Here is a 25,906-nt window from a genome sequence, read left to right as displayed (position 1 = left end):
TTGATTGTCTCAAAAAATAGTTGCAGTTCCTATGCGAATTAGTTAGAATCCTTTTTTGTGTTTGGTAATCGCGATTTTTAAGTCGTTAGGCTAGTGACTTATTTATAAAATCTAGTGTAATTTTCAGTACTTCCGGTTCAAAAAATGTGTCGGTGCCATGATCGCTGTACTTAATCTTGTAGAAAGTTACATTTTGATGATGGGCACGCAAAGCATTGTAAAATAAAACACTTTGTTCAAATGGGACTAGTCACCCCTTGTTACCATGCATAATTAAGAAAGGCGGTAATGGTTTGTCATCTACATAAGTAATTGGATTTCCTTGTTGAACTAGTTTTGGAACATCATACAAATCTTGAGTACCAAAGAACTCACCTTCCAGGCGGTGTGACGACACGTGATCTTGGGATGTAACTAAAAATTTAGTAACGAGCTTAAAAATAAAATTATTAAAAATAATAATCAATCTGAAACACTAAGCGATCAAGAATTTTTGACTTAGTAACTAATCAATTTCTTTATCAATGACAGAACGCAAAACCTGTTCGCGTATTTTGAGAGAATTAATGTGGTATGTAATGGTATACCCAGTGATTAGTAAGTCGCAAATACATAGTTGAGAAATTTTTCCAGAAAGTGAGCCGCCATTCATTAGAAGTTCTTCAACAGTAGTTTGAAGAACTGCATCTCCTTTTTTAGCAATTGGAGAAAGTAAGTGGTTAGTTATAACAATAATTTTTGCGCCATTTGCCTTAGCAATTCTACAAGAATCAAAAGTGTCTTTGGTACGTCCGGAAAGACTAAAGGCAATAATCAGGTCCTCAGAAGTCATCAATGACGCATTTTGGGCTTGATAGTGAGAATCAGTAATGGCCTCAGCTTGAATTCCTTCTCGAAGAAAACGAGATGCCATATCCACTGCCGTAACACCACTAGCACCAACTCCAAAAATAAAGATTCGTTTGGAATTGCGAATAAGCTCTATTCCTTTATTTAGTTCTTTTGTATTGATCAATTGAATTGTAGACTTGATTGCGTTTATCAACCGACTACCAACCAAAGCAGTATATGAATCAGGCGCTTCTTCGTCACTACCTTTTTCAAATGCGACTTTTGCAATAGCAATTTTTAAATCAGAAAAGCCTTGATAGTCGAGCTTTTGACAAAATCGAATAATTGTTGCATCTCCCACACCGGTGGATTTTTTTATATCGGTTAAGGTTTGGTTAATGATTTTTTCCCCAGAGGAAAGAATGTAATCAGCAACTTTTTTCTCGGATTTTGTTAAATCTTCATAACGTATCTTTATATTTTCTATATAATTCACTTTAATTTCCTCCAATAATCTGCTACCAACTATATTACACTTCAAACTTAATAAATAAAAACAATTTATTGAATGCGTTTACAAAAGTGAAACAAAGTGTTATTCTTCTTTTTGGAGTTATTATCCAAAAGAAAGAAAAAATGGAGGAAAACGAAAATGAACAAAAAAGATTTTGTTAATCAAGTAAAAGGAAATCTAATTGTATCTTGTCAAGCACTGCCAACAGAACCTATGTATACAAAGGAAGGCGGTATAATGCCACTTTTTGCTAAAGCTGCAGAGGAGGCTGGGGCAAAGGGAATCAGGGCCAATTCAATTCGCGACATTAAACAAATTCAAGCTGTAACAAATTTGCCAATTATTGGCATTATTAAACGTGATTATTTACCTGAAAAGCCATTTATTACAGCAACTCAAAAAGAGATTGATGAATTAGTGAAAACTGGAGTAGCCGTAATTGCATTTGATTGTACAAACCGTCCTCGACACGATGGGCTTACCGTACAAACGTTTATTCAAAAAAATAAACTCAAATATCCTGATCAATTATTTATGGCAGATATTTCAACATTTGAAGAAGGAAAATTAGCGTATAAGTATGGAGTGGATTTTGTAGGAACAACATTGAGTGGTTATACCGAAGAAAGTCAGACTCAAACAGGTCCTGACTTTCAACTACTACAGGATTTAGTGTCGGCAAACATTCCTACGATTGCTGAAGGACGAATTCATGATCCACAAATGGCAAAAAAAGCTTTGAAGTGTGGAGCGCTTAGTGTTGTTGTTGGTGGAGCAATTACGCGGCCAAAGGAAATTGCAGAACGGTTTGTCTCAGCGATTCTTAAGTAAAGAAAGAAGGAATACTTATGTTTAAAAAATTTTCACAATTGGGTCGCGCCTTTATGTTGCCGATTGCGATTTTACCTGCGGCTGGATTGCTATTAGGGCTTGGTGGAGCGTTAACAAATAAAGCTGCATTAAATGCGTATCCGTTTTTAGATCAAGCATGGCTACAGACGATACTAACAGTAATGAATGCAGCTGGTAATATTGTTTTTGAGAATATTGCTTTAATTTTTGCGATTGGCTTGGCTGTAGGGTTGGCAAATGGTGATCGAGGTACTGCAGGATTGGCTGGCGGCGTTGCTTTTCTAGTATATACTGCTACTATTAGTGCTTTACTACAGTTGTTTTCAGCTAAAGGCGCAACTATTGATACAGGGGTGGTAGGTTCTATCGTGGTTGGAGGTACAGTTTCTTTTCTGCACAATCGCTATCGAAAAATTGAATTACCACAGTTTTTAGGCTTCTTTGGTGGCTCACGGTTTATTCCAATTGTTTCATCTTTTGCGGCTATCATTTTAGGGGCAATTTTCTTTATCATTTGGCCACCAATTCAAAATGTTTTAACATCAGCTGGTGTTGAAATTGCCCATATGGGTAGCTTTGGGACTTTCTTATATGGATTCTTACTGAGACTTACTGGAGCAGTGGGTTTGCATCATACGATTTATCCAATGTTTTGGTATACATCTTTAGGTGGCACTGCTACGGTTGCAGGTAAAACTGTTGTTGGAGCCCAAAATATCTTTTTTGCACAGTTGGCGGATCCTAATCATACAGGACTATTTACTTATGGAACACGCTTCTTTGCCGGACGTTTTGCAACCATGATGTTTGGTCTACCTGCGGCAGCATTTGCAATGTATAGAGCAATTCCAAAGGAAAATCGAAAAAAATCTGGGGGTCTTTACCTAAGTGGCGCGTTGACCTCATTTTTAACAGGAATTACAGAACCACTTGAATACACTTTCTTGTTTGTTGCCCCATGGCTTTACGTTATTCATGCTTTTCTTGATGGATGTTCATTTTTTATAGCAGATATTTTAAGTATTCGAATAGGAAATTCATTTTCTGGTGGTTTGATAGATTATCTCTTATTTGGTGTGTTACAAGGAGAAAGTAAAACTAACTGGATGCTTGTTATTCCTGTGGGTATTGTTTGGGCCCTAGTTTACTATGTTGTATTTAGCTTCTGTATTCGAAAATTCAAAGTCGCTATTCCGGGAATGGAAAGTGATAGAGATCAGGCAATAAACACGGTAACATCAAGTGATGGTACTTTGACAGATGATGCTAATACAATCATTAAGGCACTTGGTGGTGCTGCGAACATTGAATCGGTTGAAGCTTGTGCAACTAGACTTCGAATTTCGGTTAGAAATGCAGAAGCGGTTGACTTAGCAACGATTAAAAGTATTGGAGCTACTGCTGCATTTAAAGTACAAGATGGAATTCAGGCCGTTTTCGGTGGCAGAGCAGATTTGCTTAGTCAAGAAATTAATCAAATATTAGGTACAGATGATTAAAGGAGAGATGTTATATGTTTGGTTTTAAAAAGAAAGATTCAACTGTAAAGCTATTTGCACCAGTTGATGGTGAATTTGTGAAAATTGAAAAGGTATCGGATCCAGTATTTTCAGAAAAAGCAATGGGTGATGGATTTGCGGTTCGGCCCAGTTGTAGTACAATTGTTTCTCCAGTTTCTGCAACCATTAAAAGTATTTTTAGAACGAAGCACGCGATTGGGTTGGTTACAAATTCTAAAATAGAAATTTTACTACACATGGGATTAGATACAGTAGAATTAAATGGTGCACCATTTAAAATTTCTGTCCATGAAGGCGATCAAGTAGCTGCTGGTGATGTTTTAGGTAGTATGAATATTGACTATATTACTGAACATGATAAAGACCCGATTGTAATTACTATTTTGACAAATATGGATCTTATTCAAAATTTTTCAACGAATACTTCAGGCAAAGTAAAAGCTGGTGATGAAGTTGGAAAGGCAGTTTTAAAATAATAATCGATTTTTAGATTTATACAAAAAAGTAGCCTCTCAATGTGCTATAGTTCCCTTGTAATTAACAGATGAAATAATACAAATTTCATTTGTTAATTACAAGGGGATGTATCGCACAGTATTTCAATAAGAGCCAACCTCCTTAATTGAAGGTTGGCTCTTATTGTTTGGATTGGACGGTTTCAATTATGCTATGATTTATTTACCTAGAAATTTAACAAGCTAAGGAAGACGAATTCATGATTACAGATGAAACATATTTATATCTTAAACGAAATTATAGCGATTGTAGTAGTTGGGCGCTTTGGAATCACAAAGATCTTAAACAAGATTCTCATATGCATGCTAGCGACTGCCGGTTAGATCCTTTCGATAAATTATTAGAGGATTCTAGTTTCCGAAAAACACACCTTAACAGTAATGCGATATACCTTGGCCTTAATTTTTCAGAACGTGACAAAAAGGACATCACGCCTGATATTCCATGGTCAGCCTTTCATGATATTACGCCACGCAGAACGCATGATTATAATTCATTACTCATTTTGCAGGGAACAAAGTTTGAGGGTTGTTATATGACGGATCTGATTAAAAATTATCGTCAAACCAAAGGCTCAGAAGCACTCCGCTATATTAAAAAGACTGAAAATAGATCTAAACTCATTGAAGCTGCTCATGTGTTACAAGATGAAATCGATCATATCAAACCAAAATTCATTTTTACTTGTGGCAATGACACTAATAATTTGTTCCAGGAACTGCTGCCTTCAGGCAAATATAAGTTGCTCAATATTTATGATGCTCGCGTTGAGCATATTACCCACTGGTCTAGCCAACAAGCAAGTAGGGACGAATATCTTGCAATTAACAAAAGGCTAAGACAGTTTTAAGTTATCTATTAACAGATACCTTAAAATCAAAAAATGTGTTCTAGTTTTCACACCCAGTACATACTTCTGTAATCATATTTTTAATGGAATCGCATACCGCCATCCACTTGCAGAGACTGGCCTGTCACATAGCCAGCGGCTTTAGAAGCAAACCAGGCGACCACTTCAGCTACATCAGCAGGAGTTGCTTCCCGGCCAATAGCGATTTCACTTAAACAATTAGCCTGTTGTTGGGCAACAGTTTCATGTTTGAGACTGGCAGTTTTTTCATCAATCGCGTCTCGCATTTTCGTGCGTACGATACCAGGATTATAAGCATTCACGGTAATTTTGTCTTTAGCTAATTCCTTGGCGGCAGATTGTGTTAATCCGCGAATCCCGAATTTTGAAGCGGAATAAGCACTTTGTAAGGCAGAAGCTTCATAACCAGCAAGGGATGCGGCATTGATAATGCGTCCCCCGTGGCCCTGTTTTTTAAATTGCGTGGCCGCAGCCTGAATTCCCCAATAAGTTCCCTTGAGATTAACGTCTAATAAACGTTCGACGTCATTTGGATCGGAGTCGATAAATGAATCAATAAATGCAATTCCGGCGTTGTTCACATATACGGCAAGTTCGCCTAAGTCTGCAACTGCATCAGCGACTAATTGGAAAACTTGTTTGCGATTTGCGACGTCTACTAAGTAGGCCTTAGCAGAATATCCCTCGTCTTGTAAGCTTTGTGCGACTTTGTTGGCGGTACTTTGGTTGATATCAGCAACAGCAATTGCATAACCGTCTTTGGCTAAGCGATGCGCGATACCTTCGCCGATACCTTGACCGGCACCTGTAATAATAGCTAATTTACTCATATTTTTTCCTCTTTTTCTCTAATTTAAAATATTCAGCTAGTAACAATATCTGATTTTTAACAGATTTTATTTATATAGTCGTTAAATTGATAACGTTGAGCTTTATGATCTGGAACTTCACCTCCATTTTTTAATTTAAAACAAAAAAAGCAATTTCACCCTTAATCTTTCTATAGATTAAGGACGAAATTGCTTTTCGTGTTACCACCTTATTTTGAACAACTCTCACAAGTTATCCCTTTTCGAGTACGCTTGAATACTCTAGCGTATTATCGGACGCACCCGCTGTCACCTAACTGTTTAGCTCAGTGGCAAAAAACATTAATTTAAGACCATCTTCAATTATTAGTTCCTACTGCCTTACACCAAAATGACAGTTCTCTGTGAGAAAATAATAATTTACTCATCTATTTGTTTGCTTATATATTAACTTGATACAGCATATTATTATACGAAAGAATGTGTGTGTCAAGTGCTTGATTAAAAAAAGATTAGGAAAAACTCTTTGAGCCAGACGTGTCTGAAGACTTGCTGGATTTTGTAAATAGTGATCCAAAATAGCGAATTACGCAGTTGATGAAACACAGTACAATTCGCCATTTTTATATATGCTGTTAGGTAAGTCGCCACTTAGGTAATTTATTTCTAATATCCTTAATTAGGACACTAACTTTTGTTCATTTTTACTTAAACAAAATGTGCTTACAGAATTGATCTGTTTCGGAAAAATTAAATTGTAAGTTGTGCATATAAAAATTATAATAAGCACATGGATAACTTAAAGAAATTATCTTTAGTGCTTATAACAAAAGGTTAGTGCTTAAAGCTTGGGGATACTAGATGAAATCAACAGATAATATATATAACTTTTTAATAAAAGAACACCCTGATGATAAATTGACAACTCAACAAATTGCGAGTTCAGTAGGATTAAGTAGGGGAGTAGTGAGTAGCTATCTTTCACAACTTTATCGTGAGAATAGACTGGTTAAATCGGGAACACGACCGGTATATTGGATGGTTAGGCGTGAAGTTACTGAATTTTCAAAAGTGATTGGTTATAACGGTAGTTTGGCCAAAATTATTAAGCAGTGTACAGAGGCAATTATTTATCCCCCGAAAGGATTTCCACTAATAATTACTGGGCCTAGCGGCATTGGCAAGAGTTATTTGGCCAAGATTATCTTTGAAGAGGCAAAACGGCGAACGATAATCAATAAAGATGCCAACTTTGTAGTACTTAACACAGCTGACTATGCTAATAATCCGGAACTTTTATCATCAATTTTATTCGGCTTCAAAAAAGGGGCTTTTACTGGAGCCGATAAAGACACACCAGGATTAGTTGATCAAGCAAATAATGGCTATTTGTTTTTAGACGAAATTCATCGACTACCAACTGAAAGTCAAGAAAAGCTATTTTCATTACTTGACTCGGGAAAGTTTTATCCTCTTGGAGAAAACAAAGAAGCTCATAAGGTAAATGTAAGATTTATTTTTGCAACAACGGAAAAACTTGATAATTTTATGTTAAAAACATTTATGCGGCGCGTTCCAATGCACATTGATTTGCCGGCTTTTAGAAGAAGGCCATTTATAGAAAGATTTGAACTTGTTTTTCACGCATTTCGTAATGAAGCTAAAAGAACCGGACGGTCTATTGAAGTTTCACTGGATCAACTTAATCGACTAGTACGTACAGATAAGCCTGGTAATATAGGCGCAATGGAAAATGATGTTCAATTGATTTGTGCTTCTGGTTTTGAAAACGTAGATGAAAATGAATGTATTTTCGTTGGAAAGCCGGGGGAACCGACTATTTTTATTAACGCAAATAGTTCCTTTGAAAAAACTTCTTATTATAGTGATTTGATCAAAGATCAAGTAATAAAATTACAGAAGAAGACGAGTAATTTATTAAACAGAGAGTCCAGTCTGGATGACTTAAGCTTAGCGGTGGACCAGATGTTGAAAGCTACAAAATTAATGGTAGATGAAGTTCTTATAAAGGATTTAAAAATTAAAGTTTATAAGAATCTAAAGGAATTTTTAGGAGAACGTTATGGCGTAGATCTTAATCTTGATGAGGAAAAGGTTCAACAAATTGCCAGTGCTTTTAGTTTGGGAGAATTATTTAATGAAGATACGGTACAACTGAGTAAAAATGAGTTACAGAAATCTTTCAAAAAAAGATACCCACGTTGTTTTTATTTGTTCCGACAATTTATCCTACACACATTTAAAAGGTCAATACGGGAGATGGATTTATTTTGTTTTCCACTTATGTTTCAAAATAAGTGTGTTGAATTAGAGAGTATTCATTTTACTGGTATTTTGCTGGCACATGGTAGAAATACGGCTACAAGTATTCAGAGTGTCGTAAATAATCTTTGTGGAAATTATATCTTTGAGGCCTTTGACATGCCAATTGACGTTTCAATACACGATATTAATGAGAAGGTTCAACATTATTTAAATCAAAAAGGGCAATCCAAAGATGGCATATTTGTATTATTTGACATGGGATCACTCAATCAAATGTTTAAAGAAATTAAACATTCATCAGATGACGAGCTTCTCGTTATAAATAATCTAACGACAGCTATGGCTTTAGATATTGGCATTCGCATCCAAAGAGGCGATAGTTTCAAGCAGATTACAAAAGCAGCCCAAAAATTTGGAGATGCAACAGGAGTTCAATATTATGAGGGATTATCTGATCGAGATAATATAATTGTATCTTGCATGTCAGGGGTAGGTATTTCTGAGGAAATCAAAAAAATGATGGCAGAAAGCCTGTCGGGCAAAGAACAAATTATTACGATGGATTACAAAGATTTACAACATACATTAGATACGCACGAACAAGACTTTTTTCATAAGACCAATTTGGTTATTACAACGACAAATATTGAGACAAATTTAGATATTTCCATTATTAATATCTATGACATTATGGAAAAGCCAGGCTATCAGGAACTAAAAAGATTGCTTATTGAGGCTGGAGAAACGCCGGGAAACGTTGATCATCTAATGGAGAGCTTGCTTAAGTTCTTTTCATTGGAGGGGATTAAGGATCGATTACAGTTTCTTAATCCTGATGTCGTCATTAATGAGGCTCAACAAATCACTGCGAAATATCAGGATTATTATCAAGCCGAATTTGAAGGAAAAGTTCGCTTGAATCTCTATATGCACTTGTCTTTAATGATTGAGCGAATGTTAATTCGTTCGCATAAAGATAATGAGTATACTGAAATTCCTCTAAACAATGAACAAGAAAAAGAATTTTTTTCTGTCTCACACGCTATTTTTAAAGGAATTGAAATAAAATACAATTTCAAAGTTGACGATTATGAAATATCGCTAATGTATCAGTTGCTGAAATCATATATATAGATAAATAGTGCTTAATTTTAATTGAGCACTATTTTTTTATATCCTTAAAACAAGGGTGTTATAAGGTTGGCACGCTTTTTGCTTATATATAAGTGAGGGCATACGAGGAGGAAATTAAATGCGAAAGTATATTATTGCGTCTCATGGAGAATTGGCTAAAGGAATGAAAGATACATTACAGCTTTTTGATAGAGATTTGAAGAATGTTGAAGTGGTTACGGCTTATATGGAAAAAACGACAGATATCGAAACGCAAATTCAAACTGCGTTGTCTGAAATTCAGCAAGACGATCAATGTATTATTTTTACAGATTTATATGGTGGAAGTGTGAATCAGAAAATCGCTCTCAGCACCCAAAAAATGGAAAACGTTTTTGTGATAGCTGGATTTAACTTACCAATTATTTTGGAATCGGTTTTATCAACAGAGCCCATCTCACAGGCATATATCAATAATCTTCTAAAGAAGGGAAGAGAAGGATTACAACAGGTGTGTCTTGAGCAAAAAGTAGATAATGATGATCAGGATTTTTTTGAATAATGAAAGGGGAAAATAATTATGATTAAAGCTTTACGTATTGATGAACGATTAATCCATGGACAGATCGCTATGGTTTGGTCAAGGGAGCTCGATATAGACGGTATAGTTGTCGCTAATAATGAAACTGCAGAAAACAAAACTCAGCAAATGGCACTTAAAATGGCAGCACCTTCGAAATTAAAAGTAATTGTCAAAACAATCACAGGTGCTGCTAATCTACTGAATGACCCAAGAGCTGCAAATATGAAGTTATTAGTCTTAGTTAGAACAGTTGCAGACGCAGTTGAGCTGGCAAAACAGATACCACATATTGATTATGTAAATGTCGGAAACGTTGGAAAATCAGTTGAAGAAAGACGAACAACGTTAACACAGTTTGTGATGCTAACAGATAGTGAGCTTTCAGCACTTAAAGAATTGAGTCAATTATATCCAGATACAGCTTTGCAAAATTTACCAAGTGACAAAAAAGAACTAGCAAGTGGATTTGTTGAAAAGCTAAATCTATAGGGAGGAAATATCATGTATGAAGCGTTTATAGTAGCACTTGTTGTATTTCTAACAGTCGGGGGACAAGAATTATTTGGGCTAACTATGCTAGGACGACCAATCGTAATTGGACCACTTATTGGCGTTTTGCTTGGTGATATACAAACTGGTTTAACGGTTGGAGCATCTCTAGAAACAATTTTCATTGGAATAGTAAATATTGGTGGTGCGAGTGCTGCAGAACCTGGTCTTGCGAGTGCTTTGGCAGTGGCCTTTGCAATCACTCTGCACAAGGGACTAGCAGTGGCATTACCCTTAGCAATTCCTTTAGGTATTATTGGATTACAGATCAAAACTTTGCTTTATGTTGCAGTAGTTGGCCCTTTTGCAAGTAAATTTGATAGTATGGCATCTAAAGGAAATCAAAAGGGCATTGTACGATTACACTTTGGTTTATGGGGATTACAATGGTTTCTTTATTCATTAATTCCATTCTTTGCTATGTTATTTGGTTCTCATGCGACGCAAGTAGCCTTAAAAATGATTCCGCAGGTTATTGTAAATGGCTTGACGGTAGCTGGAAATGTGTTACCAGCTGTTGGTATGGCTATGTTAATGAAGATGCTGTGGGATAAAAACATTTCTGTTTTTTATTTTCTGGGATTCGTTATTGTTGCTTACATGAAGTTGCCTTTGGTGGCAGTTGCAGTAATTGCAATTATCATTGCTGTCTTAATTGCACAGCGTGACTATCAATTACATAAACTAACTGAGCAAGTGAACGCAAAGCCAGCCGTTCAGTCCACAAATGATAAAAGTTCAAATTCTGAAGATGACGATTTCTTTAATTAAAAGAGGGGTAAAAAATGTCAAAAATTACTAAAAAATTGAGTTCAGATGAAAAAAAACTAATACGTCAAATGTACTGGCGCTCTTTCACTTTGTATTCGGCTGTTACACCTGCAAAGCAAGGTGCGTCTGGATTCGAATATTCAATGCTACCAGCAATTAATAGGTTTTACAAAAATGCGGAAGATAAAAGAAAAGCTATGGTACGTCAAATGTCGTACTTTAACACTAATATCGCAATGGTTCCATTTGTAATGGGAATTGCAGCATCTATGGAAAAGAAGCGGAGTGAAAATAAAGACTTTAATGAAGACTCTATTAACGCGGTAAAAACTAGTTTAATGGGACCACTGGCTGGAATAGGTGATTCATTAACCTGGGGTGTTCTTAGGGTTTTAGCGGGAAGTATTGCAATTAGTCTGGCACAAGGTGGAAATATTCTTGCACCAATCATCTATTTATTAATCTTTAATATACCAGTCCAACTAGTGCGCTGGTACGGTGGCCAATTAGGGTATACGCTTGGTTCTACTTTAATTAGTGATTTATACGAAAAAGGCTTAATCAATATAATGACTAAGGCTGCAAGTATCGTCGGACTAGTAATGGTTGGTGCAATGACCAGTAGTATGGTCAAATTTAATCTAGCTTGGAATTTGGTGGTCAAAGGAAAAACTATTTTAAAATCACAAGCATTACTTAATCAAATATTCATAGGACTGTTGCCCCTGTTAATTACTTTACTTTGTTTCTATCTATTGAAAAATAAAAATGTGTCTATTAATTGGTTAATCATTGGTGCAATTGTGATTTCGATTATCCTTGCATTGATTGGAGTGGTTTAGATTGGCAAGAAGTGATTGGTGGAAGAAAGCAGTTATTTATCAAATTTATCCTAAAAGCTTTAAAGATAGTAATGGCGATGGTTATGGCGATCTGCAGGGCGTGGTATCTAAACTGGATTATTTAAAAGATTTAGGTGTCGATGCTTTATGGCTGAGTCCAATCTATCTTTCACCTCAGGTGGATAATGGATATGACATCAGTGATTATCGAAAAGTTGATCCAATATTTGGTAATAATCAAGACTTGGAAACACTTATTAGTGAAGCCCATAAACGAAGTATCAAGATAATTATGGATATGGTTGCAAACGACACATCCGATCAGTCTATCTGGTTCAAAGAGAGTCGAAAATCCAAAGACAACTACTTTAGCGATTTTTATATTTGGCGGGATCCTAAGCCAGATGGGAGTGAGCCTAATAATATGGGGTCGAATTTTGGTGGCTCAGCATGGACTTTTGAACCAATGAGAGATCAATATTATTTACACTATTACTCGAAGGAACAGCCAGACTTAAATTGGGAGAATACAAAAGTTCGGCAGGCTGTCTATGACATGATGAGATATTGGAAGGCACATGGGGTAGACGGATGGCGCATGGACATTATTACATCAATCTCCAAAGATCAGTCATTTCCGGATAATCCCAATCCGCATGGCATCAAGTTCGTAGTAGCTAATCAAAATAATGGCCCTAGATTGCACGAATTTATTCAAGAAATGAACCAAGAGGTACTTACACCGTTTGATATGATGAGTGTAGGTGAGTCTCCAGATGCCAAAAGTGAAGATGCAAGAAATTTTGTTGATCCGGTCAGAAAAGAATTAGACATGATTTTTACTTTTGAGCATATGCATGTGGATCGCGTACCAGGAAGTGTTAACGGGAGATGGGCCATTCAACCAATTGATGTCGTTCAATTAAAGAGAATATTAGCTAATTGGCAAAATACACTACGAGACCATGGTTGGAATGCGCTATATTTTGAAAATCATGATAGGGCAAGGACACCATCACGATGGGGAAATGATAAGAAGTACCGCTATGAGTCTGCAACGGCATTCGCCACTGTATTACATGGTTTGCAAGGAACTCCGTTCATTTATCAGGGGGAGGAAATTGGGATGACAAATCCTAAGTTCCAATTAAGTGATTACGAAGATATTGAACTAAAGACAAATTATAAGAAGTTAGTGGAACAAGAGAAGACAATAAACTCGGAGGACTTTTTGAGAGCGGCAAATAAGATAAGTCGTGATAATGCTCGTACTCCTATGCAATGGAATGGTTCAAAAAATGCAGGTTTTAGCGAGACAAAGCCATGGTTCAAATTGAATCCTAATTACACAGAAATTAATGTTCAACGTGACCTTGATTCAGAAAAATCAGTATTTAATTATTTTAAGTCTTTAATTGACTTGCGACACAATAATCTGCTATTGACTGAAGGAAAGTTCAAGCTTTTATTGCCAAATCATCCCCAAATCTTCGCGTATTTAAGATATTCGCAGGAAAAGACTTGGCTGATAATCGCTAACTTATCCGATCACCAGGTTGATAATAATTTAAGCAATGAGTACAGTTATGGAAAAATACTGCTCCATAATTATCGTAACAAAATTACTTTTAACAAATTGAATCCGTATGAGGCGGCAATTATTGAAATCACAGTAAAGTAGGATTAAGAGTAGCGTAACCAAAACAGCGAAAGCTTTTAACGAAATCGAAAACAATATAACGAAATACAATTAACCCCCAAGCTTAGGCACTAAATCCAAGCTTGGGGGTTAATTGTATTCCGTACTTTTTAATTTTTTTCTTTACCTAAATGAAATTTAAAAGTCCTCGTCCTTACCGCTTTCTGGCAAAAAAACATATTGATAAATACCACTGTGCCCGGCTTCAATTACTTGTTTGATGAGGTCAGGCATCTCCGACTGCTCTCTTCTAATGAAGAATTCTAGGAGCATAGGAATATTGACTCCAGTTACAATTTCTAAGGAAGGGTTTGTTTGGGTCATTTTGACTAAAATATTAAATGGAGTGCCGCCCTTTAAATCAGTCAAGCAAAGAAGACCATCGGAGAGATCTAAACCTTGAATTTTGCTTTCCAAATCGGCCATTAACTTATCAGGAGATTCTCCCATGGTAAATGGGATGCTAGCACAATTTTGCTGTTTTCCGCAAATCATTTCTGCAGAGGCCACTAATTCTTTTGCTGACTTTCCGTGAGTACAGACTAAAAGTGCCTTCATAAATAACACCTCGCTTTAATATTTAAGTTGGCGATAATAACGACGAATATCCATTGGGTGTCGATTAATATATTCGATATGAGCATCGATTCTATTGTTAATGGCATGAAAGACAAACGGTGAAAGTGTCCCACGATATTTTTCGGAAATTCCAGGTAGATCATATTCTTTAGAATCAATAATTGTATAATTTCCGCAAATTTGTGGCAAGAAATTAGCCACACGTTCGCTTAAAGGCCGTTGTGTATCTTCACCAACATAAACAGTCACTGGTGTATCACGTTCTACAATTTCAAACATACCGTGGAAAAATTCGGCAGCTTCAATTGATTTCGTTTTGAGCCAGTGTTGTTCTTCCCAATAGCACATCGCATAAGAATAGGTAGCTCCCCACTGATTACCGGCACCAACAAAATAGTGAATGTCGTCTTCGTGATGTTTTTCTGCAAATTTAAGGGCAAAATCATCAGCCTTTTTTTCAACCGCCACAATATCTTCAGCAAAATGCGTATCTAATTCTTTATAGAAGTCTTCGTAATCAGGAAATTCACCAACCAGATTCATTAGACGATCTCCGACCATAAAGAATTTAAGTTGTTCATCGGTAGGATAAGAAATTCGATAATCTACCATTGATGCAAGTGGGGCATTTTCATTATCAATAAAACCTAAAATAGTGGCGTGAACTTTTTCGAGCTTTTTAACGGCCGCTACAATTTCTTCGGTGCTACCACTGACGGAAGAAATAACCACCAAGGTTTTACTAGTAATCCGTTTGTTACCCGTAACTACGTACTCAGCAGCATTTTGATAGAATGTTTCAATGGCAGATTTTTCTTTCATATGAATAACCGCCTGCATAGCCGAAGCGTAAGTACCACCAATTCCTAACCAACAAACATTGGAATAACCTTCTGCATTTATTTTATCAACCACTTCGTTAATTTTTGGGCGTAAACTTAAAGCACCATTCATATTTTCTAATAAAGCTTGTTCGTTAAATTTTAGCATTTTAATTTCCTCTTTTCTTATATTTTGGAGCCTGTAATTTTATCAAAGTCAGGGTAGGTGGAAACTTCAAGATCATTCTTTTTCCTTTGCGATAAACGATAGGCTAAAAGATGAACGGGAATCGTTAAAAAGAGCGAAGCTAGTAGTTCATCTGTGTCAATTTTGAGTGCGAGATCATCTATCTTAGTTGAGCCATCATTAGCAAAAATAGTTGATATGTGTGAAACGTGTTCTTGTAAGAATTGTTTGAGTAAGTCTGCTCGATGTTCTAACTTTCCATGTGGTTCGACAAAAATGATACGATCAGTTTCATGCAGTCCTAAGTAAGGGCCATGCATATATTCTTCTAATTCTTTACCAAGAGAGGTGATTCGTACAGTTTCTGTGATTTTTGTTTCCCCTTCACGTGCCACCCCATAAGCAGCTCCGTAACCAATAAACCATATTCGATTCGCCTCTGTGTATTGATCAATGACTTTATTAACCCAATTGGTAGATTTTCGGATGACGTCCGGAATTGCAAGCGTAATTTCCTGAATTTTTTGATGACAAGCTTCAACTTGACCTATTGTAATTGTCTGACGCTTTTGACTAATAGTTAATGCAATTAACATGAGATCTAGGATGGTGACGCTGTAACCGGCACTTACGTAAGGCATTTCTTCTACGGGCATTCCCATGGAAATCACATTTTTACTTGTTGTCGCAATGGGACTCTGTAAATCACTTGTTAAAACAAACACCTTTTGCTCGTGGCTTTCTAATTCTTTAACCATATGAATGGTTGAATAGCTGTGGCCACCTTGAGAAATTGCAAGATAAAGGGTGTGTTTATTAGCGTACAGTCCGTAATTTGCTGCAATAGAAGGCTCTTCTACATATACGGGCATTTTTAAAATTTTACTCATAAAGGGGCGGGCACTAAAAGCGGCGTTAGAGCTAGATCCCGTTGCATAAATTACAATATTATCAATTTCATTTAGATTAATTTCATTAAAACAATTTGCGAACAACTGGTCTTTATTTGTTAGAACGTCTTCATAAAATTGTGCTTCTAAATTGACATAATCTTCAATACTCTTCATTTTTCTCCTCCTAACCTAGAATGCCGCTCCAAGCACCGAAAATACCGATAGCTGCTATTAATAGTAGGATCCATTGCGCTTTAACACCTTTGCTATTTAGCCAGTAAATAAAGAAGGTAAATAGCAATGGCAGGATTCCAGGAACAATACCGTCAAAAATTTTAGTAATGGATGTAGCTTCAGCACCGGAACCAATTTTTAAAGGCATTTTAACTGTGACCATCGTAGCTACCATAGCGCCTACAACACCCAGTCCCAGTACCGAAGCACCATAAGAGAGACGATCCATCAAACCGGTTTTTTGGACTTTCTCTATGAAAGAGGCACCAATGTTATAACCGATATAAAGCCCATAATATCGTGCTAATAGTGCTGGAATGTTGAAAATTAAAAGAAATAGTAATGGACCAAGAATATTACCTTGTAAAGCAAGTGAAGTTCCGATTCCAGTTGCAATTACACGTAAAGTACCCCAGAAAAAGGAATCGCCTAGCCCGCTTAAGGGTCCCATTAAAGCAACTTTAATATTATTGATGGATTTATCATCAAAATCCGGGTGCAAGGCATTTTGCTCTTCCATAGCGATGGAAATTCCTAATGGAAAGGTAGACAGCCATGGCGTCACGTTAAAAAATTCGAGATGACGTTTATATGCATCTGTCAATTTCTCTTTATTTCCTTTGTAAATCTTTTTTAACGCAGGAATCATGGAGTAGGTATATCCTAAGTTCATCTGACGTTCATAATTCCAGGCCCATTCCATGGTGAAAGAACGCCAAAAAGTTTTACGTAGATCCTTTTTTGTAAGTAACTTAGAACTCTTCATCTTCATAGTCGATTCCTCCCTTGTTGTTTTGATCTTTGTTAGCGCTTGCATTTTCCGTTATAGGTTCGTTTTGTCCCTTGAACGCCGCATATCCTGTCAAAATCAAAGCTAAGCATGCCCCAAAGATAGCAACACCCGTAACTGGTACCTTAAGGTAAACAGCTAAAGCAAAACCAAGAATGAAGAATACAGCATTGTTTTTATTGATCATCAATTTCATGAGTAGTGCAAAACCATAAGCAGGTAGGAGGCCAGTTGCAATGCCTAAGCCGTCAATGACAAACTTGGGAATAATAGCGAGAAAAGCTTTAATCATTGGGCTACCCAGCAAAAATGAAATACCAACAATTAAACCAATTGGTAAATTGATCGAGAAAAAACCACCTAAAATATTCATACGGTCTAGCCCTTTGTCATTTGCCTCTGTCGCATAGCGATCTGCCTTATGTACAAAATAAGGAAGTACGAAAATAAAACAAAGATTTTTGATGACCAATACCAAAGAAGCAATTGGAATGCCAAGTGTTAAGGCTACTGCCGTGCTTTTGCCAGCGCCGATTGCAAATGCAGTTCCTAAAATACTTCCAGAAATAATTTCTGGTGGGATGGAAGCACCAATTGAAAAAGAACCAATGAAAGCTAATTCGAGGGTGGCTCCCATGATAATTCCTGCGGTCATGTTACCCATGATTAATCCAGCAATAGTACATGTAACAAGCGGTCGTGAAAGCATTGATGATCCTAGAAAATATTCACCATTAGCTAACATAGCCGTTAAAGCCAATAAAATGGCAGTGATAACAGGGTTCATTATGAACACCTCACTTTCTATTTTTGTTCAAAGACTTGCTTTTTGTCATTAGGAACTTGTTGAATGTAAACATCAACGTGATCATTTTGCAATTCGGTTAGCATCCTGGCTTCTTCTGGAGTTAGGTTAACGGCTTTAGAATAATTCACAGTTCCTTCTCTAGGCTTTGTGCCACCGATGTTCAAAGAAGTGATTTTTTCATCACAACCGCGTATTAATTTGTTAGCATCTGCAACAGATTCTACGGTGATCAGCATTTTATATTTATTTGTAACACCTGAATTAATGGCCTGTACACTATCATTAACTGACTTCATAACCAATTTTGCATTTTCTGGTTTGGCAAGCCGAATAGCTGATTTACGAAAGTCATCTTTTGCTACAGCATCATTAGCCACTAAAATGGTGTTGACATCTAGTGAATTGAACCAAGATACAGCAACTTGACCATGTAACAAACGATGATCGACTCTTAACAATTTGATCATATTTATTCCTCCATTTGAATTAGAAGTCTACAACATACTTAGTTTGAAGTGCATTTTCATATCGAAGTTCGAGGGCAATGGGCAAGCCTTTTGCATTAAGTGCACGATTCACAATCTTGAATATAGGATCATTTTCACGAACATTAAGTTGTTTGGCATTCTCTTTGTCAGCAACAATTAATTGCAGCTCTTGCTCCAAATCAACGACTTTTTCTTTTCCTAGGTTCATCATCTCCAATACGGTAAGAATTTTTAAGCTTGATAAACTCAATTCTGGAAAATTTTTTAATGGCAAGATTAAAGTTTCTTTAGTGATTGAGGCGGAATTAAATTGTATAAAGTTAATGTAATAAATGAGTTCATCAGTTTTAATATTTAAAATTTGACTATAATAATTACCCGCTTTACGTAAATAATGTTCTTTAAAAATTTGTTTGCCTTGTGACAAAGAGTCAGGCTTCATAATACCTGTCATTTCTAAGATGTTTTGCGTTGAGATTTCAGGAGCTACAAACAGACCAACTCCCTTTCTCCGTGTAACCTGTTTGTTTGTTACTAATATGTCAATTGCTTTGCGAATGGTTGTACGACTGGCACCATATGTTTTCTGCAATTCACCTTCATTGGGTAGTACACTTCCAGATGAATAGTCACCCTTGATTATTTTATTGGATAAATCTTGTGCAATTTTTTCAAAAAGACTCATTGTCATCATCCTCCTGATAATCAAGGACATTTTTAGCGTATAAGCTATATTTGAAGAAGTTACTTACTAAATACTGTTTTGTATATTCAATAGGTGTATCTTGACTGTCGAAAGTAAAACTTGAAACTTGATATAATGGTGTATCTATTGGAACTTTTAAAATTTCTCCTTTTAATTTGTCAGCTAGTGTATAACCAATTTCTTCGTGGCCATAAGCAGGAGTTGTGTGGTAAGTTCTGTCTAAAACCTTATAAAGAGATTGGTCTGTGAAATCGATTGTCAATAGTTTTTCATATTTCTCTTTGAGTAAAAAGGCTGTTTCAAAGGTTGCCGGATGGTCTTCAAAAGTTCGAGAACGACTTATTTTAATCAGCGCTGTATTTTTCTTTATATGGAAAAAATTAGTCATTTTTTCAGAAGCAGGTACTACCTGACTATTCAAAAATTGTATGTGAGTAGAACGGTCTGATGTATTTGAAACAATTTGACTACTCATAGAATTCATACCGAGCATACTGATGTTGACTTTTTTATTCACATGCATGCCTTGTCGCTCTTGACTTAAGATGATACCTTCGTCGCGTAAAGTTTGAAGCGCACTACGTAGAGTACTGCGACTAACGCCAAGTTCCTCAACTAATTGACGTTCGGACGGTAAGGATTCGCCATTTTTTAAATTTTGAACTTTTAAACGAAGTTCTTCTTTGCAAAGATTAATTGGTGTTAGATCTTTATATTCCAAAACACCATCTCCCAACTGTTGGTTTATATATAATCAATAGATATATCTAAAAACACTAAGACGTCTTTGATACCAAACATACAAAGCACAAAGAAGACATCTGCGCCTATATTTGATACCAGTTACAATATAAGCGCTTACATAATTTTTGTCAATAGTTTCGAGTGAAAATATTTTTTGATAATCGTCAGATGAAGATCAAAGGTTTTTGATCTTTTCATTTAACAAATCTAAAAAAGTCGAATTTGTCTATTACAATGAAAAATTGATTCATTAGTTGTAAACGCTTTAATAAATGTGATAAAGTTAACGTGTTAAGTTCGGCGGCTTTAAAAATGTTTACGAAGGGATAATAATAATGACTAAATATATTGTAGGTGTGGATCTAGGAGGCACCAGAATAAAAATCGGATTAGTAAATACAAATGGCGATATTGTTCAGGAATGGAGCATTCCAACAAATAAAGAAAAAGAAGGGTCAATGATACTTCCAGATATAGTAACTGCGTTAAATAAAAAGTTTGAAAGAAAAGAAATAGTTAAAAAAAGTATACTGGGCATTGGAATTGGTGTTGCCGGGAATGTAGATTATAAAACGGGTTATGTTAGAGGCGCGTATAATCTAAATTGGAAACATAAAATTTCTGTTAAAAGTGAATTGCAGGAAAAAATGGGCGTACCGGTTTTTGTTGAAAATGATTCAAATGTCGCGGCACTTGGCGAACATTTGGTAGGAAATTGTAAGTTGGATGACAGCTTTGTATTAATAACTCTTGGAACAGGTATTGGGGCCGGAATGGTAATAAATGGAAATCTATATAGAGGAGCAACAGGGTGTTCTGGAGAGATAGGGCATGATACTGTAGTACCAAATGGGCCTTTGTGTACTTGCGGTAAACGAGGTTGCTTAGAGACGGTTGCAAGCGCTACTGGTGTTGTGAATGTTGCTAAAATGCTGGCTGAACAAACGTCCCAAGTGTCCCAGATAAAAGATTCGTTAAAAGAGCATAAAAATATTTCAAGTAAAGAAATTTTTGAAGCAGCAGAATTTCAACATGATGAATTTGCAAAAGAAGTGGTTGATAAAATTGCGGATTATTTGGGGCATGCTAGCGCTGATATTGCAAACATGCTTAATCCAAATAGCATTGTTTTTGGTGGTGGTGTATCTGCAGCGGGGGAGTTCTTGAGAAGAAGAATTGAACATTATTATCACTACTATGTCTTTAAACCAAATGAAGAAGCAACCAAAATTAAAATGGCTGGTTTGCAAAATAATGCTGGGATTGTTGGTGCTGCAGCTTTAGTGATGGATGAAATTTAAAACGTAAAATAAATTAAAACGAGTTCTCAATATTAAATTTGATGTTATTGAGAGCTCGTTTTTAATTTTATTTAAATACTGTTTAAAATGGCAATTGCTTTTTTTATATTTTTTTTCGTAGTTCCAATGTTAATGCGAAAGTATCCCTGACCGTTAGAACCAAATATACTCCCCATTTGTATACCTAATCCGAGTTTAGTTATTTTTCTGTAGAATGCATTATCATTATAGTTGATTGGTGTGTGAATAAATAATAAAAATGTGCCTTGGCTAGGCAAAATGCTATATTTTTTGTCTAAATGTTTTTTTATATAACAATAGTTTTGGAAAATATATTCGTTCAAATTATCAAGATAAGCATCACCATTATTGAATGCAGCGATGGTTGCGGTTATAGCTAATGTGTTTAATTTAGGGTAGTTATCAATATCGTGTAAACGAGTAAATGCTTCTGTGATTTTAGGATTATAAGAAATCATAAAGCTACTTTTAAGACCTGCAATGTTAAATGTTTTTGTTGGTGCACTCAGAGTGAAAATGTTCTTTTTGTACGCACCTGCAAAAGTAATTAGTGGATTAAAAGATTCGCTAGGAAAAACTAGATCCCCATGTATTTCGTCGGAAATGATTGAAATTTCATACTTTTTCATAATTTGTAATAATTTTTCTAATTCTTCAGGGTCCCATACTCGGCCTCCGGGGTTATGCGGATTGCAAAATAATAATACTTTTGGTTTGCAATTTTTAATTTGTTGTTCCAAAAGATTGAAATCAATCATTAGACCCTTTTTGCCGTACTTTAAGTCGCAATAAATAGGTTTTCTTTTTAAATTGCATATAGTATTGAAAAAAGGAAAGTAAACGGGACTAAAAACTAGAACAGAATCGTTAGATTGTGTTAATGATCTTAGTAACAGATTTATTGAAGACATGACGGTTGCGTTGGCAACAATATTTTGGGATTTAATACGAATTTTATGGCGCCTTAAGTACCAGCTAGTAATAGCTTTAAAAAAATCAGACGGTACAAATGTATACCCTAAAGGGGAACTTGAAACACGTTCTATTATGGCACTTGTAACATATTCAGGCGGCATGAAATCAGTGTCTGCAACCCACATTGGCAGGATATTGGACTGTTTGAAGACATCTTCGCTTAAATCCCATTTTTCTGAAAAACTTTGAGTTCGATCGACCGTTTTATCAAAGTTACAGTTCATTGTTAAGGCTCCCTCGTGATTTGTTGTTTAAAATATTCTGGCAATTCAAAGCTAGTAATATATTCTACTTCTCGATTATGCACTTTGTCCGTAGTTGTTCGCTTTTGAATTAATAGAAGTGCACGGCTGTTTAAATGGAGCAACTGTAAGATTTGGGGGTCTTCAATGTAACCAATAGAATCAATTTCTTTATACGCTAGTTGATACGGATTTATTTGAAAATCTTCACGTAAACGATTGTAAATTGAGGTGAAATTTTCTTTTTTGGAGATTAAGTCTTTTTTTACAAGATTACTTGGAATATACGAAATAAAAGCTTCAGTTACAATGTTCTTAATTTCCCTAGTACGCACAAAAACAAAATAAGTTTCCTTTGATTTCAATCCTAATTTCTTTAATATATTCTTGTCGTTGTCTTCCGTGATACTAATTACTCTTACTTTTACTATTTCCCCCGGAAATCTTTCGATATTCGATAAACGAACTAATTCATTTTTGTCGCTTTTGGAAATGAAGCTACCCTTGCCTTGAATGCGCACGATAATATCACGGCTAGCAAGTTCGTTTAAAACTTTTACTGCAGTTGTTGAACTTACATTGTAAAGCTTCTTTATTTCTGCCTCACTGTAAAATTTATCTCCTCGAAGAAAAAGTGAATTACCGATTTTGCTGATTAAATCATCAACAATAAGAGCGTATTTTGGTTTATCCATAATAATTTCCTCCACACTTAATATATATTTCATCTTATAGTATATACCTTTGTGGCATTGACGTGTTAATTAAAAAAAGTTTTGAAAGGGCTTGCAATACTTTGTGCATGGTATTACTATATACTTGTTGTTGAACTTAACACGTTGAGTTAGGAAGCGAGCCGAAATGGAATATATTGTTAGTGCACATGGAAAGTACGCAGAGGAGATGGTAAAGAGTTGTCAGTTGATTACGGGAAAGGTTGGTCAATTTCACGTATTCAACTTCTCAGTTGATATGGGTATAGATGATGTTGTATCTGGTTACGAAAAAATAGTATCCGGTTTTTCCAAAAAAGAGAAATTTTGTTTTTTAACCGATATTAAATCTGGAACACCTAGTAATGCAGCACTTATTTACTGCCAATTAAGTAATAAAGGAGCCGTTTACACTGGTACTTCTTTAGAAATATTAGTTTTTCTTGCTATGGGTGAAAAAATCGATGATATATATAAAAATATTGAGCAATTTACAGGAAAACTTGAAATTAGAGATGATTCAGATGAAGAGGAGGAAGAATGATGAGTATTGCAGATAAGGGCATTAAGAATATCCGTATTGATGAACGTCTTATTCATGGGCAGGTTGCAACAATGTGGACAAACAGTTTGCAGGCTAGTCGGATTATGGTCGTGGATGATGATGTTGTAAACAATAAAATCGAAAAGATGGCTTTAAAGACAGCGGTTCCTATGGGGATTAAACTAAGTATTTTAACAGCAAAGGGAGCTGCAAAGCGAATTTTGGAAGATAGGTATATTGGTCAGAAAGTATTTCTACTAGTGAAAAAACCGCAAACTTTAGTGGAGTTAATTGATTATGATTTGCCGATCAACAAAATTGTAGTTGGAAATATGTCATCTAGGGAAGGTAGGCGTTCAGTAAAAAAATCAGTTGCGGTTTCTCAAGACGATGTTGAGGCATTTAACTATCTTAAAACAGCTGGTGTTCAAATTGTTGCGCAAATGGTCCCGTCAGAACCAGAAGTAGATTTTATGAATTTATTAAAATGAGAAAGAAGGCATACTTATTATGCATATAACAATACTGCAGATTATTTTGTTAACAGCTTTATCTTTCTGGATGATTATCGATCAGCTGACAGTTGTTGTCATTGGTAATTTTCCGCTTTTAGTAGGTCTAATCGCTGGTGTAATTATGGGTGACGTTAAGATTGGCTTGGCAGTTGGAGGAACGTTGCAATTAATGGTGTTAGGAGTTGGTACATACGGTGGTGCAAGTATTCCAGACTTCTTAACTGGGGCGGTAGTTGGAACTGCATTTGCGGTTACGAGCGGTAAAGGGCTGAATTTTGCCATTGGGCTTGCCGTGCCTGTTGGTTTACTAATGGTACAACTTGATGTTTTAGCGCGCTTTAGCAATACTTATTTTCAACATCGAGTAGACAAATATATTAATGTAAATGATACCAAAGCCGTGGAACGCAATATTTTGTATGGGACTATTCCCTGGGGACTTTCTCGCGCACTTCCAGTATTGATTATGTTGACTCTTGGAAATGGAATTGTAAATGTAATTATTAAGCGTATGCCCGAATGGTTAACTGGTGGACTTCAAGTGGCGGGTGGAATTTTACCAGTCGTTGGTATTGCAATTTTATTGCGTTACTTGCCAACAGCTAAATTTGTCGCATACCTAATTATTGGTTTTTTCTTGGCCTCATACTTGAAAGTTCCGATGTTAGGTGTTGCGCTCGTTGGCGTTGCACTTGGCTTTATTTACTATGAAAATCATAATAAAACAATTGTAAAAGGTGCTAACCAAGAAGAGTCACAAGAAGGGGAGGACTTAGACGATGGCGAATACGAAGACTAACCAAGTTACTACCAAACAATTACATCAGATTAACCGGCGCTGGTTGTGGAGCAGTCAAATATGTTGGAATTACGAAAAAATGATGGCAACGGGATATTTGTACACCGTTATGCCAGTCTTGAAAATGCTGTATAAAGACGACGAATTGCGAGAAATGATGATTATGCATAATCAATTCTTCAATACTAATCCTTTTATAGGCCAGTTGATTATCGGTATGGATATCGCTATTGAGGAAAAAGAAGGTATAAAGTCAAAAGAAGCTGTTGCTGGTTTAAAAACTGGATTAATGGGTCCATTTGCCGGTGTTGGAGATACGATTTTTGGAGTTATTATTCCTACAATTTTTGGATCTATCAGTGCATATATGGCATTGAGAGGGAATCCAATTGGAGCGATCATTTGGATGCTGGTGAATATCGGCATAGTTTTTCTGCGTTATCCAATTTTGAAATTAGGCTATACACAGGGAGCAAAGATTGTTAGTGAATACAGTGAACGTTTGAATTTGCTGACAGATTCGGCAATTTTACTTGGATTAACTGTGGTTGGGGCGTTAATACCAACCGTAGTTACGGCAAAAGTGCCATTTGTGTATCGTTCAGGAAAGGTTGTACTAAAATTACAGACAATTTTGAATCAAATAATGCCTGGGTTAATCCCTGTACTACTCGTTGCGCTGGTGTACTGGATGTTAGGTAGAAAAAAAGTAACTTCTACGAAAATGATTATTTTTGTAATGGTTTTGGCGATTGTGTTAAAGGCACTTAATATTTTAGGATAATACGGA

The 25,906-nt window shown here is 35.9% G+C and carries 27 protein-coding genes; 15 read left to right on the top strand and 12 right to left on the bottom strand.

The window, feature by feature from the left end; translation table 11 throughout:
• Positions 1-505 precede the first annotated feature (505 nt).
• A complete protein-coding gene (locus IV80_RS09445; RefSeq protein WP_057752761.1) occupies positions 506-1,327 on the bottom strand; it encodes a MurR/RpiR family transcriptional regulator in 822 nt (273 codons plus the stop codon).
• Positions 1,328-1,483: 156 nt separating this feature from the next.
• Here IV80_RS09445 and IV80_RS09440 point away from each other — a divergent pair, with 156 nt between their 5' ends.
• From IV80_RS09440 to IV80_RS09425, 4 genes are all read left to right on the top strand, one after another.
• Positions 1,484-2,176: an N-acetylmannosamine-6-phosphate 2-epimerase gene (locus tag IV80_RS09440; protein ID WP_057752759.1), complete on the top strand. Its 693-nt coding sequence runs from the start codon at positions 1,484-1,486 to the stop codon at positions 2,174-2,176.
• Between the two features lie 17 nt (positions 2,177-2,193).
• On the top strand, positions 2,194-3,696 hold the full coding sequence (locus IV80_RS09435; RefSeq protein ID WP_057752757.1) for a PTS transporter subunit EIIC: 1,503 nt from the start codon (positions 2,194-2,196) through the stop codon (positions 3,694-3,696).
• Between the two features lie 14 nt (positions 3,697-3,710).
• A complete protein-coding gene (locus IV80_RS09430; RefSeq protein ID WP_057752755.1) occupies positions 3,711-4,193 on the top strand; it encodes a PTS sugar transporter subunit IIA in 483 nt (160 codons plus the stop codon).
• Between the two features lie 239 nt (positions 4,194-4,432).
• Complete coding sequence (locus IV80_RS09425) at positions 4,433-5,083, top strand: hypothetical protein (protein ID WP_057752753.1); 651 nt, start codon at positions 4,433-4,435, stop codon at positions 5,081-5,083.
• Between the two features lie 80 nt (positions 5,084-5,163).
• On the opposite strand, the gene IV80_RS09420 is transcribed toward IV80_RS09425, so the two are convergent.
• On the bottom strand, positions 5,164-5,934 hold the full coding sequence (locus tag IV80_RS09420) for an acetoin reductase (RefSeq protein WP_057752751.1): 771 nt from the start codon (positions 5,932-5,934) through the stop codon (positions 5,164-5,166).
• An 840-nt stretch (positions 5,935-6,774) separates the two neighbouring features.
• Between IV80_RS09420 and IV80_RS09415 the strand changes: the two genes are divergently transcribed.
• From IV80_RS09415 to IV80_RS09390, 6 genes are all read left to right on the top strand, one after another.
• A complete protein-coding gene (locus IV80_RS09415) occupies positions 6,775-9,333 on the top strand; it encodes a sigma 54-interacting transcriptional regulator (RefSeq protein WP_057752748.1) in 2,559 nt (852 codons plus the stop codon).
• Positions 9,334-9,451: 118 nt separating this feature from the next.
• Entirely contained in the window at positions 9,452-9,874 is a 423-nt protein-coding gene (locus IV80_RS10210) for a PTS sugar transporter subunit IIA (protein ID WP_057752747.1), read from the top strand.
• An 18-nt stretch (positions 9,875-9,892) separates the two neighbouring features.
• Positions 9,893-10,384, top strand: a complete 492-nt coding sequence (locus IV80_RS10205; RefSeq protein ID WP_057752745.1) for a PTS sugar transporter subunit IIB — start codon at positions 9,893-9,895, stop codon at positions 10,382-10,384.
• Between the two features lie 12 nt (positions 10,385-10,396).
• Positions 10,397-11,215: a PTS mannose/fructose/sorbose/N-acetylgalactosamine transporter subunit IIC gene (locus IV80_RS09400; RefSeq protein ID WP_186806044.1), complete on the top strand. Its 819-nt coding sequence runs from the start codon at positions 10,397-10,399 to the stop codon at positions 11,213-11,215.
• Between the two features lie 14 nt (positions 11,216-11,229).
• On the top strand, positions 11,230-12,057 hold the full coding sequence (locus IV80_RS09395) for a PTS system mannose/fructose/sorbose family transporter subunit IID (protein ID WP_057752741.1): 828 nt from the start codon (positions 11,230-11,232) through the stop codon (positions 12,055-12,057).
• Between the two features lies 1 nt (position 12,058).
• Complete coding sequence (locus IV80_RS09390; RefSeq protein WP_057752740.1) at positions 12,059-13,738, top strand: glycoside hydrolase family 13 protein; 1,680 nt, start codon at positions 12,059-12,061, stop codon at positions 13,736-13,738.
• A 156-nt stretch (positions 13,739-13,894) separates the two neighbouring features.
• On the opposite strand, the gene IV80_RS09385 is transcribed toward IV80_RS09390, so the two are convergent.
• From IV80_RS09385 to IV80_RS09350, 8 genes are read right to left on the bottom strand one after another with little or no spacing between them, the layout of a single operon-like run.
• Positions 13,895-14,314 (bottom strand): PTS sugar transporter subunit IIA, encoded by a 420-nt coding sequence (locus IV80_RS09385; protein ID WP_057752738.1) that lies wholly within the window; start codon positions 14,312-14,314, stop codon positions 13,895-13,897.
• Between the two features lie 15 nt (positions 14,315-14,329).
• Complete coding sequence (locus tag IV80_RS09380; RefSeq protein WP_057752737.1) at positions 14,330-15,325, bottom strand: SIS domain-containing protein; 996 nt, start codon at positions 15,323-15,325, stop codon at positions 14,330-14,332.
• 17 nt (positions 15,326-15,342) lie between these two features.
• Positions 15,343-16,410, bottom strand: coding sequence for an SIS domain-containing protein (locus tag IV80_RS09375; RefSeq protein ID WP_057752735.1), 1,068 nt, complete (start codon positions 16,408-16,410; stop codon positions 15,343-15,345).
• Positions 16,411-16,420: 10 nt separating this feature from the next.
• Positions 16,421-17,242 (bottom strand): PTS system mannose/fructose/sorbose family transporter subunit IID, encoded by an 822-nt coding sequence (locus tag IV80_RS09370; RefSeq protein ID WP_057752733.1) that lies wholly within the window; start codon positions 17,240-17,242, stop codon positions 16,421-16,423.
• Positions 17,223-18,047, bottom strand: coding sequence for a PTS mannose/fructose/sorbose/N-acetylgalactosamine transporter subunit IIC (locus IV80_RS09365; RefSeq protein WP_057752730.1), 825 nt, complete (start codon positions 18,045-18,047; stop codon positions 17,223-17,225). The genes IV80_RS09370 and IV80_RS09365 overlap by 20 nt, the downstream gene beginning before the upstream one ends.
• Positions 18,048-18,064: 17 nt before the next feature.
• Positions 18,065-18,535 carry a PTS sugar transporter subunit IIB gene (locus IV80_RS09360; protein WP_057752728.1) on the bottom strand — a complete coding sequence of 157 codons (471 nt, stop codon included), beginning with the start codon at positions 18,533-18,535 and terminating at the stop codon, positions 18,065-18,067.
• A 19-nt stretch (positions 18,536-18,554) separates the two neighbouring features.
• On the bottom strand, positions 18,555-19,241 hold the full coding sequence (locus tag IV80_RS09355; protein ID WP_057752726.1) for a GntR family transcriptional regulator: 687 nt from the start codon (positions 19,239-19,241) through the stop codon (positions 18,555-18,557).
• Positions 19,228-19,983, bottom strand: a complete 756-nt coding sequence (locus tag IV80_RS09350) for a GntR family transcriptional regulator (protein WP_057752724.1) — start codon at positions 19,981-19,983, stop codon at positions 19,228-19,230. Before IV80_RS09350 ends, IV80_RS09355 begins: the two co-directional genes overlap by 14 nt.
• A 358-nt stretch (positions 19,984-20,341) precedes the next feature.
• Between IV80_RS09350 and IV80_RS09345 the strand changes: the two genes are divergently transcribed.
• The gene (locus IV80_RS09345) at positions 20,342-21,307 is read left to right on the top strand and encodes an ROK family glucokinase (RefSeq protein ID WP_057752722.1); all 966 of its coding nucleotides are present in this window, start codon (positions 20,342-20,344) and stop codon (positions 21,305-21,307) included.
• Between the two features lie 71 nt (positions 21,308-21,378).
• Here IV80_RS09345 and IV80_RS09340 read toward each other — a convergent pair whose 3' ends face one another.
• Both IV80_RS09340 and IV80_RS09335 read right to left on the bottom strand, forming a co-directional pair.
• A complete protein-coding gene (locus IV80_RS09340) occupies positions 21,379-22,527 on the bottom strand; it encodes a MalY/PatB family protein (RefSeq protein ID WP_057752721.1) in 1,149 nt (382 codons plus the stop codon).
• A 2-nt stretch (positions 22,528-22,529) separates the two neighbouring features.
• The gene (locus tag IV80_RS09335) at positions 22,530-23,240 is read right to left on the bottom strand and encodes a GntR family transcriptional regulator (protein WP_057752719.1); all 711 of its coding nucleotides are present in this window, start codon (positions 23,238-23,240) and stop codon (positions 22,530-22,532) included.
• Positions 23,241-23,406: 166 nt separating this feature from the next.
• Here IV80_RS09335 and IV80_RS09330 point away from each other — a divergent pair, with 166 nt between their 5' ends.
• The 4 genes from IV80_RS09330 to IV80_RS09315 are packed head-to-tail and all read left to right on the top strand — an operon-like array spanning position 23,407 to position 25,900.
• Positions 23,407-23,802 carry a PTS sugar transporter subunit IIA domain-containing protein gene (locus tag IV80_RS09330; RefSeq protein ID WP_057752717.1) on the top strand — a complete coding sequence of 132 codons (396 nt, stop codon included), beginning with the start codon at positions 23,407-23,409 and terminating at the stop codon, positions 23,800-23,802.
• Complete coding sequence (locus IV80_RS09325; protein WP_236699598.1) at positions 23,799-24,293, top strand: PTS sugar transporter subunit IIB; 495 nt, start codon at positions 23,799-23,801, stop codon at positions 24,291-24,293. Before IV80_RS09330 ends, IV80_RS09325 begins: the two co-directional genes overlap by 4 nt.
• 19 nt (positions 24,294-24,312) lie before the next feature.
• Positions 24,313-25,116, top strand: coding sequence for a PTS mannose/fructose/sorbose/N-acetylgalactosamine transporter subunit IIC (locus IV80_RS09320; protein WP_057752715.1), 804 nt, complete (start codon positions 24,313-24,315; stop codon positions 25,114-25,116).
• Positions 25,097-25,900, top strand: coding sequence for a PTS system mannose/fructose/sorbose family transporter subunit IID (locus IV80_RS09315; protein WP_057752713.1), 804 nt, complete (start codon positions 25,097-25,099; stop codon positions 25,898-25,900). The genes IV80_RS09320 and IV80_RS09315 overlap by 20 nt, the downstream gene beginning before the upstream one ends.
• Positions 25,901-25,906 lie beyond the last annotated feature (6 nt).

Origin of the sequence: Pediococcus cellicola (assembly GCF_001438655.1) — a bacterium.
Classification (GTDB): domain Bacteria; phylum Bacillota; class Bacilli; order Lactobacillales; family Lactobacillaceae; genus Pediococcus; species Pediococcus cellicola.
This window is presented reverse-complemented; position numbering and strand designations above follow the sequence as displayed.

What these genes read in the sequence shown, in the direction of transcription:
- IV80_RS09395 (WP_057752741.1), top strand. Translation starts at nt 11,230, where the DNA reads ATGTCAAAAATTACTAAAAAATTGAGTTCAGATGAAAAAAAACTAATA.
- IV80_RS10205 (WP_057752745.1), top strand. Translation starts at nt 9,893, where the DNA reads ATGATTAAAGCTTTACGTATTGATGAACGATTAATCCATGGACAGATC.
- IV80_RS09340 (WP_057752721.1), bottom strand. Translation starts at nt 22,527, where the DNA reads ATGAACTGTAACTTTGATAAAACGGTCGATCGAACTCAAAGTTTTTCA.
- IV80_RS09325 (WP_236699598.1), top strand. Translation starts at nt 23,799, where the DNA reads ATGATGAGTATTGCAGATAAGGGCATTAAGAATATCCGTATTGATGAA.
- IV80_RS09345 (WP_057752722.1), top strand. Translation starts at nt 20,342, where the DNA reads ATGACTAAATATATTGTAGGTGTGGATCTAGGAGGCACCAGAATAAAA.
- IV80_RS09315 (WP_057752713.1), top strand. Translation starts at nt 25,097, where the DNA reads ATGGCGAATACGAAGACTAACCAAGTTACTACCAAACAATTACATCAG.
- IV80_RS09335 (WP_057752719.1), bottom strand. Translation starts at nt 23,240, where the DNA reads ATGGATAAACCAAAATACGCTCTTATTGTTGATGATTTAATCAGCAAA.
- IV80_RS09365 (WP_057752730.1), bottom strand. Translation starts at nt 18,047, where the DNA reads ATGAACCCTGTTATCACTGCCATTTTATTGGCTTTAACGGCTATGTTA.
- IV80_RS09380 (WP_057752737.1), bottom strand. Translation starts at nt 15,325, where the DNA reads ATGCTAAAATTTAACGAACAAGCTTTATTAGAAAATATGAATGGTGCT.
- IV80_RS09430 (WP_057752755.1), top strand. Translation starts at nt 3,711, where the DNA reads ATGTTTGGTTTTAAAAAGAAAGATTCAACTGTAAAGCTATTTGCACCA.
- IV80_RS09370 (WP_057752733.1), bottom strand. Translation starts at nt 17,242, where the DNA reads ATGAAGATGAAGAGTTCTAAGTTACTTACAAAAAAGGATCTACGTAAA.
- IV80_RS09440 (WP_057752759.1), top strand. Translation starts at nt 1,484, where the DNA reads ATGAACAAAAAAGATTTTGTTAATCAAGTAAAAGGAAATCTAATTGTA.
- IV80_RS10210 (WP_057752747.1), top strand. Translation starts at nt 9,452, where the DNA reads ATGCGAAAGTATATTATTGCGTCTCATGGAGAATTGGCTAAAGGAATG.
- IV80_RS09375 (WP_057752735.1), bottom strand. Translation starts at nt 16,410, where the DNA reads ATGAAGAGTATTGAAGATTATGTCAATTTAGAAGCACAATTTTATGAA.
- IV80_RS09355 (WP_057752726.1), bottom strand. Translation starts at nt 19,241, where the DNA reads ATGAGTCTTTTTGAAAAAATTGCACAAGATTTATCCAATAAAATAATC.
- IV80_RS09330 (WP_057752717.1), top strand. Translation starts at nt 23,407, where the DNA reads ATGGAATATATTGTTAGTGCACATGGAAAGTACGCAGAGGAGATGGTA.
- IV80_RS09415 (WP_057752748.1), top strand. Translation starts at nt 6,775, where the DNA reads ATGAAATCAACAGATAATATATATAACTTTTTAATAAAAGAACACCCT.
- IV80_RS09400 (WP_186806044.1), top strand. Translation starts at nt 10,397, where the DNA reads ATGTATGAAGCGTTTATAGTAGCACTTGTTGTATTTCTAACAGTCGGG.
- IV80_RS09435 (WP_057752757.1), top strand. Translation starts at nt 2,194, where the DNA reads ATGTTTAAAAAATTTTCACAATTGGGTCGCGCCTTTATGTTGCCGATT.
- IV80_RS09320 (WP_057752715.1), top strand. Translation starts at nt 24,313, where the DNA reads ATGCATATAACAATACTGCAGATTATTTTGTTAACAGCTTTATCTTTC.
- IV80_RS09360 (WP_057752728.1), bottom strand. Translation starts at nt 18,535, where the DNA reads ATGATCAAATTGTTAAGAGTCGATCATCGTTTGTTACATGGTCAAGTT.
- IV80_RS09420 (WP_057752751.1), bottom strand. Translation starts at nt 5,934, where the DNA reads ATGAGTAAATTAGCTATTATTACAGGTGCCGGTCAAGGTATCGGCGAA.
- IV80_RS09385 (WP_057752738.1), bottom strand. Translation starts at nt 14,314, where the DNA reads ATGAAGGCACTTTTAGTCTGTACTCACGGAAAGTCAGCAAAAGAATTA.
- IV80_RS09425 (WP_057752753.1), top strand. Translation starts at nt 4,433, where the DNA reads ATGATTACAGATGAAACATATTTATATCTTAAACGAAATTATAGCGAT.